Source organism: Pseudomonas sp. AM8 (assembly GCF_036346475.1).
GTDB classification, from domain to species: Bacteria; Pseudomonadota; Gammaproteobacteria; order Pseudomonadales; family Pseudomonadaceae; genus Aquipseudomonas; species Aquipseudomonas marginalis.
Genome location: NZ_JAOTNX010000010.1, coordinates 307,958 through 322,074, shown reverse-complemented (window position 1 = coordinate 322,074; position 14,117 = coordinate 307,958). Strand labels below are relative to the sequence as shown.

The 14,117-nt window shown below is 63.2% G+C and carries 11 protein-coding genes; all 11 read right to left on the bottom strand.

From position 1 onward, the window contains the following. Nucleotides 1-169 precede the first annotated feature (169 nt). A complete protein-coding gene (locus V3W40_RS23750; RefSeq protein ID WP_065925737.1) occupies nucleotides 170-1,117 on the bottom strand; it encodes a choline ABC transporter substrate-binding protein in 948 nt (315 codons plus the stop codon). 131 nt (nucleotides 1,118-1,248) lie between these two features. Then, entirely contained in the window at nucleotides 1,249-2,049 is an 801-nt protein-coding gene (gene hutG / locus V3W40_RS23745) for an N-formylglutamate deformylase (RefSeq protein WP_065925738.1), read from the bottom strand. Nucleotides 2,050-2,060: 11 nt separating this feature from the next. After that, complete coding sequence (gene hutI / locus V3W40_RS23740) at nucleotides 2,061-3,266, bottom strand: imidazolonepropionase (RefSeq protein ID WP_330215737.1); 1,206 nt, start codon at nucleotides 3,264-3,266, stop codon at nucleotides 2,061-2,063. A 15-nt stretch (nucleotides 3,267-3,281) separates the two neighbouring features. Beyond that, entirely contained in the window at nucleotides 3,282-4,691 is a 1,410-nt protein-coding gene (locus tag V3W40_RS23735; protein WP_065925740.1) for an amino acid permease, read from the bottom strand. Between the two features lie 160 nt (nucleotides 4,692-4,851). Further along, nucleotides 4,852-6,390 carry a histidine ammonia-lyase gene (gene hutH / locus V3W40_RS23730; protein ID WP_137211651.1) on the bottom strand — a complete coding sequence of 513 codons (1,539 nt, stop codon included), beginning with the start codon at nucleotides 6,388-6,390 and terminating at the stop codon, nucleotides 4,852-4,854. 33 nt (nucleotides 6,391-6,423) lie between these two features. After that, nucleotides 6,424-7,932, bottom strand: coding sequence for a histidine ammonia-lyase (gene hutH / locus V3W40_RS23725; protein ID WP_330215736.1), 1,509 nt, complete (start codon nucleotides 7,930-7,932; stop codon nucleotides 6,424-6,426). 117 nt (nucleotides 7,933-8,049) lie between these two features. Then, nucleotides 8,050-8,874, bottom strand: coding sequence for a quaternary amine ABC transporter ATP-binding protein (locus V3W40_RS23720; protein WP_051429333.1), 825 nt, complete (start codon nucleotides 8,872-8,874; stop codon nucleotides 8,050-8,052). Continuing rightward, nucleotides 8,871-9,722, bottom strand: coding sequence for an ABC transporter permease (locus V3W40_RS23715; RefSeq protein WP_027605053.1), 852 nt, complete (start codon nucleotides 9,720-9,722; stop codon nucleotides 8,871-8,873). The genes V3W40_RS23720 and V3W40_RS23715 overlap by 4 nt, the downstream gene beginning before the upstream one ends. A 71-nt stretch (nucleotides 9,723-9,793) precedes the next feature. Further along, entirely contained in the window at nucleotides 9,794-10,759 is a 966-nt protein-coding gene (locus tag V3W40_RS23710) for an ABC transporter substrate-binding protein (protein ID WP_027605054.1), read from the bottom strand. A 70-nt stretch (nucleotides 10,760-10,829) separates the two neighbouring features. Continuing rightward, the gene (locus tag V3W40_RS23705) at nucleotides 10,830-12,290 is read right to left on the bottom strand and encodes a purine-cytosine permease family protein (protein ID WP_330215735.1); all 1,461 of its coding nucleotides are present in this window, start codon (nucleotides 12,288-12,290) and stop codon (nucleotides 10,830-10,832) included. Nucleotides 12,291-12,432: 142 nt separating this feature from the next. Beyond that, on the bottom strand, nucleotides 12,433-14,103 hold the full coding sequence (gene hutU / locus V3W40_RS23700; protein ID WP_027605056.1) for a urocanate hydratase: 1,671 nt from the start codon (nucleotides 14,101-14,103) through the stop codon (nucleotides 12,433-12,435). Nucleotides 14,104-14,117 lie beyond the last annotated feature (14 nt).

The window sequence follows — 14,117 nt, the reverse complement described above, 5'->3', positions numbered from 1 at the left end:
CCGCGCTGGGCTGCGAAGCAGCCCTAAAACCCCACGCGCTGAGTACTAACAGAAAAATCCCGGCGCTTTTATTGGGGCTGCTTCGCAGCCCAGCGCGGGGCGAGCCCGCTCACCACAGCGTTATGCGTCAACCCTTAAGATACCCATGGCTATCGGGGGCAAGCCCCGCTTAGGGTTTGAGGTAGGCCTGGAGTGACGCCAAGCCATCGCTGCCATCAAATGCTGTAACCCCGGCCAACCAGCGCTGCAAATCCTCGGGGTGGTCGCGCAGCCATTGCCTGGCCACGTCCTGCGGTGACTGGCGCTCCATGATCGGCACCATGAGCTGGCTTTCCTGGGCCGCGGTGAAGGTCAGGTTCTCGAGCAATCGGTTAGCGTTGGGGCAGCGTTCGGCGAAGTCCGGCGCGGTCACGGTGGAGACCGTGGCGCGCCCTTCGTCAGGACCGAACACGTCTTCGCTGCCAGTGAGATAGGCCATTTTCATATTGATGTTCATGGGGTGCGGGGTCCACCCGACAAATACCACGAACTCCTTGCGGTTCACCGCGCGCTGCACCGCCGCCAACATGCCAGCCTCACCGGAAGCCACCAGCTTGAAGCCGCCCAGGCCGAAGTGGTTGGTGTCGATCATTTTCTGGATATCGGTATTGGCGCCGCTGCCGGGCTCGATGCCGTAGATCTTGCCGCCCAGCTTGTCCTTGAAGCGGGCGATGTCGGCAAAGGTCTTCAGCCCGGCGTCAGCCACGTATTGCGGCACGGCCAGGGTGGCCTGGGCGTCGGCGAGGCTGGGTTTATCAAAGACTTTGACCTGCCTGGCGGCCAGAAACGGCGCGATGTTGTTGTCCATCGCCGGCTTCCAATAGCCGAGGAACACGTCCAGGCGTTTATCGCGGATACCGGCAAAGATGATCTGCTGCACGGCGCTGGTCTGCTTGCTGTCATAGCCCAGGCCGCTGAGCAGCACGTCGGCCATGCCCGAGGTGGCGACCACATCGGTCCAACTGACCACGCCCATGCGAATGGATTTGCAGGAGGCCGGTTCGGCGGCCATGGCTTGGGCACTGAGGAGTGCGGCGCCGGTGAGGGTCAACAGGTAACGGTTGAACAGTCTTCTCATGAAAGAGGTCTCACTCGGCAGCTTTTATTATGGGAAGTGGCGTCTGGTGCGCCATAACCACAACCTTACCGAGCGAGACCTCTCCCAACACGACCTGTGGCGACTGTGAGTTGCACAGGGGCGACCGTTCGTCACTCGTAGCGCTTGCGCCCCCACGCCAGCAAGCCTTCCAGCAGCTGCTTCAACACCACCTGCGTCGGCTCGGCCAGATCCGGGCGATAGCGGAACGGCTCGAACTCTTCCATATACGTGCTCTGGCACAATTCCAGCTGCACCGCATGGATATCCTGCGCCGGATTGCCGTAATGGCGGGTGATATGGCCGCCCTTGAAGCGCCCGTTCAATACATGGGTGTACTGAGGATGGGTGGCACAAATGGCCTCGAGCTGGCTGGCCAGTTCCGGATCACAGGCGGCGCCGTTGAAGGTGCCCAGGTTGAAATCCGGCAGTTTGCCGTCGAACAGGTGCGGGATCACCGAGCGGATCGAGTGCGCATCGAACAGCAACGCATAACCGAACTCGGCCTTGAGCCGCGCCAGTTCCTCTTGCAGCGCGCGGTGATACGGGCCCCAGATCTTTTGCAGGTAACTGGCGCGCTCTGTCTCGCTCGGCTCCAGACCTTCGCGGAACAACGGCACGCCATCGAACAGGGTCGCCGGGTACAGGCCCGTGGTGGCACCGGCGTACAGCGGCTTGTCGTCCGAGGGCCGGTTCAGGTCAATGACAAACCGCGAGTACTCCGCCGACAGGGTGCTGGCACCCAGCGCTTCGGCGAAGTCATACAGCGTGGGGATGTGCCAATCGGTGTCCGGCAGGCTTTGCGCTTCGGGGATCAACCCGGCTTCCACCGCAGGCGTCAGGCGCAGGCCGGCGTGGGGCATGCTGATCAGCAGCGGCACACGGCCTTGTTTGAAGTTCAGAACCTTATCCACAGCAGTGCTCCTTATAGGGTGACGTCGACGCCGTGGCGCACGACGCGTTTATCCAGCTCACCGCCCAGCCAATAGGCGAGGTCGGCGGGGCGATCAATATGCCAGGCGACAAAGTCGGCGACCTTGCCCACTTCCAGGGACCCATGGGTGTCGCCCATGCCCAGGGCGGTGGCCGCATGTTGTGTGACACCGGCCAGGGCTTCTTCCGGGGTCATACGGAACAGGGTGCAGGCCATGTTCAGCATCAGGCGCACCGACAACGCCGGCGAGGTGCCGGGGTTGAGGTCACTGGCGATGGCGATCTTCACGCCGTGCCTGCGCAGGGCGTCCATCGGCGGCAGCTGGGTTTCGCGCAGGAAGTAGAACGCCCCCGGCAGCAACACGGCGACGGTGCCGGCAGCGGCCATGGCGATGGCGTCTTCTTCGGTCATGAATTCCAGGTGATCCGCCGACAGCGCGTGGTAACGCGCCGCCAGGCTGGAGCCGTGCAGCGACGACAGCTGCTCGGCATGCAGTTTCACCGGCAGGCCGAGTTGCTGGGCGACCTTGAACACCCGCTCCACCTGCTCGGTGGAAAACGCCAGGTATTCGCAGAACGCATCCACCGCGTCCACCAACCCCTGCGCCGCCAAGGCCGGCAGCATTTCATTGCAGATGTGCTCGATGTAATCGTCGGCGCGGTCCTTGTACTCCGGCGGCAATGCATGGGCCGCCAGGCACGTGGCCCGCACGCTGACCGGCAGCGCTTCGCCCAGGCGCCGAGCCACACGCAACATCTTGCGCTCGTTGGCCAGGTCCAGGCCGTAGCCGGACTTGATCTCCACCGTGGTCACGCCATCGCGCAGCAGGCTGCGCAGGCGCTTATGGGCGCTGGCGAAGAGTTCATCCTCCGTGGCGGCGCGGGTGGCGCGCACGGTGCTGGCAATACCGCCGCCCTTGGCCGCGATGTCGGCATAGCTCACGCCCTCGAGGCGTTGCTCGAATTCGCCGCTGCGATTGCCGCCAAACACCGCGTGGGTGTGGCAGTCGATCAGCCCGGGGGTGACCCACGCGCCTTGCAGGTCATGCACCTGGGCGTAATCCGCCGTCGGTACTTCGCTGCGCGGACCGATCCACTCGATGAGCGAACCGGCGGTGACCAGGGCGGCATCCTCGATGATCGAGTATTTGCCCTGGGCCATGGTTGCGACGTGGCAGTGTTGCCAAAGGGTTTTCATCAACGCCTCCCTAAGTTATCGATGAGACAAGGCCGGGTCGTAATGGACCTTGGCCGCTTGCCCGGCGGCGGGCTTGACCCACAGCAGATAGGCAACGACCAGCAACACGATCCACACCGCACCGACCAGTAAGGCCGCCTGGGTGTCCGGGAAGTAACCGAGCACGCCAAACACAAACAGCATGAACACGATGGCCGCAGCCGGCGCGTAGGGCCAGAACGGCACCGGGAATTTCAATTCGGCGACCTGCTCTTTCGTCATCGAGCGGCGCATGGCGACCTGGGTGAACAGGATCATCAGCCACACCCATACGGTGGCGAAGGTGGCAATCGACGCGATCAGCAGGAACACGTTTTCCGGGATCAGGTAGTTGAGCAGCACACCGCCGAGCAAGGCGGCGCCCATCACCACCACCGTCATCCACGGTACGCCTTGCCTGGACAACCGGGCAAAGCCCTTGGGCGCCTGCCCTTGCTGCGCGAGGCCGTACATCATGCGGCCGGCACCGAAGATGTCGCTGTTGATGGCCGACACGGCCGCCGAAATCACCACGATATTGAGGAGGGTCGCCGCCGAGCCTATCCCGAGGTTGCTGAAGATCTGCACGAACGGGCTGCCCTGGCTGCCAATCTGCGGCCATGGGTAGATGGCCATCAAGACAAACAACGTCAGCACGTAGAACAACAGGATGCGCAGCGGCACGGCGTTGATCGCCTTGGGGATCACGCGCTGCGGATCCTTGGCTTCACCGGCGGTGATGCCGATGATCTCGATGCCGCCAAACGCGAACATCACCACGGCAAACGAGGCGATCAGCCCACCAATGCCGTTGGGCATGAAGCCGCCGTGGGCCCACAGGTTGCTCAGGCCGCTGGCCTGGGTTTCGCCGGCCGAGTGGATGCCGAACAGCATGATGCCGAAACCGCCGAGGATCATCGCCACGATGGCGCCGACCTTGAGCAGCGACAGCCAGAACTCCATCTCGCCAAAGACCTTGACGTTGCACAGGTTCAGGCCGCCGATCAAAAACACGATGCCGAGCACCCAGACCCAGCGTGCGACCTCGGGAAACCAGAAGCCCATGTAGATGCCGAAGGCGGTGACGTCGGCGAGACAGACGATGATCATTTCAAAGGCGTAGGTCCAGCCCAGGATAAAACCGGCCAACGGGCCCAGGTAGGTGCTGGCGTATTGGCCGAAGGAGCCGGAGACCGGGTTGTGCACGGCCATTTCACCGAGGGCGCGCATCACCATGAACACCGCGGCGCCGCCGATCAGGTAGGCCAGCAGCACGGCGGGGCCAGCCATCTGGATGGCCGAGGCGGACCCGTAGAACAGCCCGGTGCCGATCGCGGAACCGAGGGCCATGAAGCGAATATGTCGGGCGCTCAGCCCGCGTTTCAAACCCTTTTCTTGCTGGTGCATTTCTCGTCCCTAATTATTTTTATCCTGAGAAAGTTGTTTGTGGTGAGCGAGCCTGCTCGCGCTCGAGTGCGAAGCGCTCGCGGCCTTTTTTGGGGCTGCTGCGCAGCCCGGCGCGAGCAAGCTCGCTCACCACAGAGAGCCATGCCGTTGTCTGAACCGCTTACAGGCTCGGCAGCAACGTGGCCGGCACCAGCTCATTCAGGCAGCGGCTGGCGAGCAGTTCGCTGGCGGCGATGATGTCCGGGGCGAAGAAGCGGTCCTTGTCGTAGAACGTCACTTTGTCGCGCAGGATGCCACGGGCTTTTTCCAGCTTCGGCGAGGTTTTCAGGCCTTCGCGCAGGTCCAGGCCCTGGCACGCGGCCAGCCATTCCACCGCGAGGATGCCGCGAGTGTTCTCGGCCATTTCCCACAGGCGCTTGCCGGCAGCCGGGGCCATCGACACGTGGTCTTCCTGGTTGGCGGACGTCGGGATGCTGTCGACGCTATGGGGATGAGCCAATGCCTTGTTCTCACTGGCGAGGGCGGCGGCGGTCACCTGGGCGATCATGAAACCGGAGTTCACCCCACCATTGCCCACCAGGAACGGCGGCAGTTGCGACATGTGCTTGTCCATCATCAGCGAGATACGGCGCTCGCTCAGGGAGCCGATTTCGGCGATGGCCAGGGCCATGTTGTCAGCGGCCATGGCCACCGGTTCGGCGTGGAAGTTGCCACCGGAGATCACGTCACCCTCAGCGGCAAATACCAACGGGTTATCGGACACGGCGTTGGCTTCGACCACCAGTACCTCGGCCGCCTGGCGCAACTGGGTCAGGCAGGCGCCCATGACTTGTGGCTGGCAGCGCAGGGAGTACGGGTCCTGCACCTTGTCGCAGTTCTGGTGCGACTGCGACACCTGGCTGCTCTCACCGAGCAGGTCACGGTAGGCCGCCGCCGAATCGATCTGCCCACGTTGACCGCGAGCCGCATGAATACGCGCATCGAACGGCGAGCGCGAACCCAGCACCGCTTCCACGGTAAGGCCGCCGCACGCCAGGGCGCCGGCGAACAGGTCTTCGCCCTCGAACAGGCCACGCAGGGCATAGGCGGTGGACACCTGGGTGCCGTTGAGCAGCGCCAGGCCCTCCTTGGCGGCGAGGGTCAGCGGCGTCAGGCCGGCGACTTTCAGCGCGTCGGTGGCTTCCAGCCATTCGCCCTTGTAGCGCGCCTTGCCTTCGCCCAGCAGCACCAGGGACATGTGCGCCAACGGCGCCAGGTCACCGGAAGCACCAACGGAGCCTTTCAGAGGAATATGCGGGTACACCTCGGCATTGATCAGCGCAATCAGCGCGTCGATCACCTGCCGGCGAATCCCGGAGAACCCACGGCTGAGGCTGTTGACCTTGAGCACCATGACCAGCCGCACCAGCGCATCGCTGATCGGCTCACCGACGCCGGCGGCGTGGGACAGCACCAGGGAACGCTGGAGGTTTTCCAGGTCTTCACTGGCGATGCGGGTCGAGGCCAGCAGGCCGAACCCGGTGTTGATGCCGTAGGCGGTGCGGTTCTCGGCGAGAATCTGTTCCACGCAGGCCACACTGGCTTCGATCTGGGCCGAGGCACTGTCATCCAGACTGAGGGTTACCGGCTGCTGGTAGATGGCCCGCAGTTGGGCGAGGCTCAGTTGGCCTGGAATCAGGTTTAGCGCAGTCACATTCATACTCCTTGTGAATTATTCTTTTGAAATAAGTGTTCAGTGCAGATTCGGTAACGCGGTGTCCTTGAGCACCTTGGCGGCGGCCGCAATATCCGGCGCCAGCCAACGGTCCTGCTCATAGGCCGGCACCACTTCACGCAACAGGCGCCAGGCGCGATCGGTGCCCGCGCCGAAGCGCTGGTCTTTCAGGAATTCGAAGGCCTGGGCCGCCAGCAGGTACTCGATGGCGAGGATCTGGGTGACGTTGGCCACTACCTGGTGCAGCTTGAGCGCGGCGTTGGTGCCCATGCTCAGGTGGTCTTCCTGCAGCCCCGAGGTGACGAAGTTGTCGAGCACCGCCGGTTGCGCCAACTGGCGGTTTTGCCCGCACAGCGAGGCGGCGACGTACTGCACGATCATCATCCCGGAATTGACCCCTGGGTTGCTCACCAGGAACGCCGGCAGGCCGCTGACGTGGGGGTTGATCAGGCGGTCGAGGCGGCGCTCGGCCACCGAGCCGATTTCGGCCAGGGCAATCGCCAGCAGGTCGGCCGCCAGGGCGACGGACTGGCCGTGGGGGTTGGCCTGGGACACCACGCGGTAGTGGTCCGGCGTGCCGAGCACCAGCGGGTTGTCGGTGGCGCTGTTGAGTTCGGTCTCGATCTGACGAGTGGCGTGTTCCACCTGGTCGCGCGCCGCGCCGTGGATCTGCGGGATCGAGCGCAGGCTCAGGGCGTCCTGGGTGCGGATGCCTTTGCTGCTCGCAATCACTTCACTGCCATCGAGCAACGCACGCAGGTTGCGGCCGACATGCTGCATGCCCGGGTGCGGCTTGAGGGCGATGATTTCTTCGTCGAAGGCGTCGATCTGGCCGCGCTGGGCTTCGAAGCTCATGGCACCGATCACGTCGGCCCATTGCAGCAAATGATGGGCGTCGGCCAGGGCCAGGCAGCTCAGGCCGGTCATGCACGGCGTGCCGTTGACCAGGCACAGGCCGTCCTTGGCGCCGAGGACCACCGGCTGCAAACCTTCTTCGTCCAGGGCCTGTTGCGCCGGGACGATCCGGCCGCGATAGCTCACATTTCCGACACCCAGCAGCGCCACGCCGACATGGGCCATATGAGTCAGGTAACCCACCGAGCCCTGGGACGGTACTTGTGGCGTGATGCCGTGGTTGAGCAGCGCCAGCAGCGAATGCACCACCTGCGGATGCAGGCCGGATTTGCCGTGGCTGTAGTTGATGACCGCCGCGCAGATGATCGCGCGGGTCTGCTCGTCGCTGAGGACCGGGCCGACGCCACAGGCGTGACTCAACAGGGTATTGCGCGACAGCTGGCTCAGTTGCTCGCCTTTAAGCGACACGTTGCACAATGCGCCCAACCCGGTGTTCACGCCGTAGGCGCGTTCGCCGCTGGTAACGATGCGCTGCACGATGGCCTGGGCATTGTCGATACGCGCCCAGGCCTGGCCCGAGAGTTCGAGCACCGCACCGTGACGGGCCACGGCGACCACGTCCTGCCAGCGCAGCGGAGTGTCGGCGATGATGATTTTTACTGCCTGGGACATTGTTGACCTCTTCATATTCTCTACAGCTTTGCCGGCCTCATCGGGGGCAAGCCCCCTCCCACAGGGGAATGCATTGCAAATGTGGGAGGGCGCTTGAGCCTCACCACAGAACCTGGGTCAGACCACCGCCGCACGCCGCTGGACAAACCGGTCCACGTACTCATCCGCCGGCGAATGCAGGATCTCCCTCGGCGTGCCGACCTGGATCAGCCTGCCGTCCTTGAGGATCGCAATGCGGTTGCCGATACGCACGGCCTCGTCGAGGTCGTGGGTGATGAACACGATGGTCTTGTGCAGGGTCTTTTGCAGCTCGAGCAACTGGTCCTGCATCTCGGCGCGGATCAGCGGGTCGAGGGCGCTGAAGGCTTCGTCCATCAGGATGATGTCGGTGTCAGCGGCCAGGGCGCGGGCCAGGCCGACACGCTGGCGCATGCCGCCGGAGAGCTGGTGCGGGTACTTGTTTTCGTAGCCCTTGAGGCCCACGGTTTCGATCCAGTGCAGCGCGCGTTCAGCGCAGACCTGCTTGGTTTCGCCACGCACCTTGAGGCCGTAGGCGACGTTGTCGAGCACGCTCTTGTGGGGCAGCAGGCCGAAGCTCTGGAACACCATGCTGATCTTGTGCCGACGGAATTGGCGCAGGGCGTCCATGTCCAGTTGCAGGATGTCTTCGCCGTCCACCAGGATCGCGCCGCTGGTGGGGTCGATCAGGCGGTTGAAGTGGCGCACCAGCGTGGATTTGCCCGAGCCCGACAGGCCCATGATCACGAAGATCTCACCGGTGCCGATGCTCAGGGACAAATCGTTCACGCCGACCACGCAGCCGGTCTCGGCCAGCACCTGGTCCTTGGTCTTGCCCTGGCCAACCATCGCCAGCGCCTCCTTGGAGCGGGCGCCGAAGATCTTGAAGACGTTTTTAACTTCGATTTTGCTGACAGTAGTCATTTGCTCGCCTCATGCCGTGGACGACCATAGGCCTGGGTAATGCGGTCGATGACCACGGCGAGAATCACGATCGCCAGCCCGGCTTCGAGGCCACGGCCGACGTTGAGGGTCTGGATGCCGACCAGGACGTCTTCACCCAAGCCACGGGCGCCGATCATCGAGGCGATCACTACCATCGACAACGCCATCATGGTGGTCTGGTTGATACCGGCCATGATGCTCGGCAGCGCCAGCGGCAATTGCACGCCGAACAGCTGTTGCCAGCGGTTGGCACCAAAGGCGTTGATGGCTTCCATGACTTCGCCGTCGACCTGGCGAATCCCCAGGTCGGTGAGGCGAATCAGTGGCGGCGCGGCGTAGATCACCGTGGCGAAAATCGCCGGCACCTTGCCCAGGCCGAACAGCATCAGCACCGGGATCAGGTACACGAAGCTGGGCATGGTCTGCATGATGTCGAGCAGCGGCATCAACACCGAACGCAGGCGATTGCTGCGCGCCGACAGGATGCCCAGCGGGATGCCGATCAACACCGAGATCACCGTGGCAACCATCATCAGCGCCAGGGTCTGCATCAGCTTGTCCCACAGGCCGACCGCGCCCACCAGGAACAGCAAACCAACGATCACCGCCGTGGTCAGCACCTTGCGGGTGGCATGCCAGGCAACGGCGCCGACGATGGCCAGCATCAGCCACCAGGGGGCGGCGCGCAGCAGCCCTTCCAGGTTGACGATGGCCCACAGCAGGGTGTCGGAGATGTGCCGGAACACATCGCCGTAGTTGGTGACCAGTGAATCCACCCAACCATTGACCCAGTCGGCGATGGAAAACGTAAAACTCTCAGGAAACATAGCGTGCTCTCGATCCAGTGGGTTGTGGCCAGGCGCCCGGCTACCCATGAGGGTAGCCGTGCACACTTGACCTACAAGGCCGCGTCGATTTTCTTGGCTGCCTCGTCGCTCACCCAGGCGTGCCAGACTTCAGGATGTTCCTTGAGGAAAATTTTCGCCAGTTTCGGCGACTCAATGCGCTCCTTGGCCATGCGCCCCAGGTTCTGGTTCAGCAGGTCGATGGGCAAGTTGACTTTTTCCAGCACGGCCACCAGTTCCGGGGCTTGTTCGTGGAAGGTCTTGGACAGGCCGACCTTGATGCTCACGGTCTTATCCACACCGGGTTTTTCTTCCAGCTTGACCAGGTCGACCTGGCCCATCAGCGGGGTTGGCGACCAGTAGTAGAACAGGATCGGCTCGCCACGCTTGTAGCTCGACAGCACCGCCGCATCCAGCGCCGGGCCGGTGCCTGGGCGGAAGTTGGTGTAGGTGCTTTCCAGGCCGTAGCTCTTGAGCATTTCGCTGTTGTCCAGCTCGCAGGTCCAGCCGGCCGGGCAGTTGTAGAAACGGCCCTTGGACGGTTCTTCCTGGTCCTTGAACACCGCGGCGTACTTGGCCAGGTCGGCGATGTTTTTCAGGTCCGGCGCCTTGGCTTCCAGCTTGCGCTTGGCGTCGCCTTCGATCACGTAGCGCGGTACGTACCAGCCTTCGACGGCGCCCACCACCGGGGCACCGACACCGACGACTTTGCCGGCCTTCTCGGCCTTGTTCCAGACTTCGCTGCGGCCGACCCATTCTTCGGCAAACACTTGGATGTCGTTGCTGCTCAGGGCGTTTTCCATGGTGATGGAGTTGCCTGGCAAGCTGTCGGTTTTGCAGTCGTAGCCTTTTTCCAGCACGGTTTGCAGGATGTCGGTGAGCAACATGCCGCTTTCCCAGTTCAGGCCGGCGAATTTCACCGGTTTGCCGGATTCACACCAACCGGCCGCCTGGGCGCCAGCAGTGGCCAGCAAGCCCGCGGAAAACACGGTGGCCAACAGGGTCTTATGCATTTTCATTGTTGTGACGCTCCCAAATCTTGAAATGGATTACGGCAGTCAGTAGGCATCCTGCCCTGTCCACGTCCCATCAGGCCTGTGCAACCAGCCCGTTTGTCGTCGTCGGTGCAGCGCCCTGCTCTGTCGGCAGGGTCAGGTGTTCAGGCGTTGCGCGAGGCCACTTTTTCGCCGCCCAGTAATAGAGCGCGGCGGGAAGAACCAGGCCGATGATCCAGGAAATATCCACATCCCCCAGGGCCGCCACCAGGGGACCGGTGTAGAACTTGGTGGAGATGAACGGCAATTGCACCAGCACACCGAAGACATACACGCTGATACCGAGCAGGTTCCAACGGCCATAGCGCCCGTTCGGATCGGCCAGCGCCGGCACGTCGTAGCGATCGCGGGTGATGCAGTAGTAGTCGACCAGGTTGATCGCGCTCCATGGGGTAAAAAACGCCAGCAGGAACAGGATGAAGGACTTGAACGCCCCCAGGAACGAGTGCTGCCCGAGCAAGGCGATCAGGGTCGCCGTACCGACGATGGCCAGTACGAAAAACAGACGCTGCAAGCGCGTGACCTCGAGGCGACCGCGAAAGCCGCTGATGATCGTGGCAATGCACATGAAGCTGCCGTAGGAGTTCAGCGTGGAGATGGTGACCTTGCCGAACGCGATGCTGAAATACAGCAGCGCCGCAGTGGCTCCGGTACCGCCCAGGCCGACGATGTAGGCCACTTCGTGACCGGCAAATTGCCCGTTGGACATGGCCGCGGCAAACACGCCGAGGATCATCGCCACCTGCGCGCCAACCACCGAACCTGCGCCTGCGGCAAGAAAGGTTTTCAGCGAGGACGTGTTGCTCGGCAGGTAGCGTGAATAGTCCGCCACGTACGGGCCGAAGGCGATTTGCCAGGAGGCCGCGAGCGACACCGCCAACAGGAAGCTGCTCCAGCTGAAGTGTCGGATTTGCAGGAGTGCGCCTACGTCGGCCTGGCTCATCAGACGGCTGAACAGGTAGACAAAGGCAATCACGCCAATGACGCTGGCAACGCGGCCGATGAAGTGGATCACCCGGTAACCGAGCACCGTGACCAGCACGATGACACTGGCGAAGATCAGGATCCCGACGCTGTCGCTGACACCAAACAACTGGCCCAGGGCCTGGCCGGAAAGCACGGTGCCGGTTGCGGTGAAACCAAGGTACATCAGGCAGACCAGCACGATCGGAATCGCCGCGCCGTACACACCGAACTGCACCCGGCTGGAGATCATCTGCGGCAGGCCCAGCCTGGGCCCTTGCGCCGCATGCAACGCCATGACGCCGCCGCCCAGCAGTTGACCGATCAACAGACCGATCAACGACCAGAACACATCACCGCCCAGCACCACGGCCAGGGCCCCGGTGACGATCGCCGTGATCTGCAGGTTGGCACCCAGCCACAGGGTGAACTGGCTCAAGAGACGACCGTGTCTTTCCGCTTCCGGGATGTAGTCGATCGAACGCCTTTCGATCAACGGGGTGGTGCTTGCACGCGCGTCACTTGCAGCCATGGGTGTTCAACCTCTGATGGATTGTCTTGGGGGTCGCCGCCGCTCAACTGTGGGAGGGGGCTTGCTCCCGATAGCAGTGGGTCAGTCACCAGACCTATTGGCTGATACACCGCCATCGGGAGCAAGCCCCCTCCCACATTGGTTACTTGATCATTGGAAGATTGAGGCCCTGCTCTTTGGCGCAGTCGATGGCGATCTGGTAACCGGCGTCCGCATGACGCATCACACCGGTGGCCGGGTCGTTGTGCAGCACGCGGGCGATGCGCTCGGCCGCTTCGTCGGTCCCGTCACAGACGATCACCATGCCGGAGTGCTGGGAGAAGCCCATGCCCACGCCGCCACCGTGGTGCAGCGAAACCCAGGTCGCGCCGCTGGCGGTGTTGAGCAAGGCGTTGAGCAGTGGCCAGTCGGACACGGCGTCGGAACCGTCCTGCATGGATTCGGTTTCGCGGTTCGGGCTGGCGACCGAGCCGGAGTCCAGGTGGTCACGGCCGATCACCACCGGTGCCGACAGCTCGCCGCTACGCACCATCTCGTTGAACGCCAGGCCGAGCTTGGCGCGTTGGCCCAGGCCAACCCAGCAGATACGCGCTGGCAGGCCCTGGAAGCTGATGCGCTCGCGCGCCATGTCCAACCAGTTGTGCAGGTGTGCGTCATCGGGGATCAGCTCTTTGACCTTGGCGTCGGTTTTGTAGATGTCCTGCGGGTCGCCCGACAGCGCAGCCCAGCGGAACGGGCCGATGCCACGGCAGAACAGCGGACGGATGTACGCCGGTACGAAGCCTGGGAAGTCGAAGGCATTTTCCACGCCCTCTTCCTGGGCCATCTGGCGGATGTTGTTGCCGTAGTCGAAGGTCGGGATGCCTTGCTTCTGGAAGTCCAGCATGGCTTTGACGTGCACCGCCATCGACTGCTTGGCGGCCTTGATCACGGCAGCCGGTTCGGTCTTGGCGCGGGCGCGGTATTCGTCCCAGGTCCAGCCGGCCGGCAGGTAACCGTTGAGCGGGTCGTGGGCGCTGGTCTGGTCGGTAACCATGTCCGGGCGCACGCCACGCTTGACCAGTTCAGGCAGGATTTCAGCGGCGTTACCCAGCAACGCGATGGAGATGGCCTTGCCTTCCTTTGTGTACTTGGCGATGCGGGCCAGGGCGTCATCGAGGTCGGTGGCCTGCTCGTCGACATAGCGGCTGTTGAGGCGGAAATCGATGCTGACCTGCTGGCATTCAATGTTCAGCGAGCACGCGCCAGCGAGGGTTGCGGCCAGAGGCTGGGCACCGCCCATGCCGCCGAGGCCGGCGGTGAGGACCCAACGACCCTTCAAGTTGCTGTCGTAATGCTGGCGACCGGCTTCGACGAAGGTTTCGTAGGTGCCCTGGACGATGCCCTGGCTGCCGATGTAGATCCAGCTGCCGGCGGTCATCTGGCCGTACATGGCCAGGCCCTTGGCATCCAGTTCATTGAAGTGCTCCCAGCTGGCCCAGTGCGGTACCAGGTTGGAGTTGGCGATCAGCACACGCGGGGCATTGCTGTGGGTCTTGAACACGCCGACCGGCTTGCCGGATTGCACCAGCAGGGTTTCGTCGTCATTCAGGTGGGTGAGGCTCTCGACGATCTGGTCGTAGCACTCCCAGTTGCGCGCTGCACGGCCAATACCGCCGTACACCACCAGTTCCTTGGGGTTCTCGGCCACTTGCGGATCGAGGTTGTTCATGAGCATGCGCAGCGGTGCTTCAGTCAGCCAGCTTTTGGCGGTGAGCTTGTTACCGCGGGCGGCGCGGATTTCGACGTCACGGTATTTTGTAGGCTTGGTCACAACAAGAACTCCTC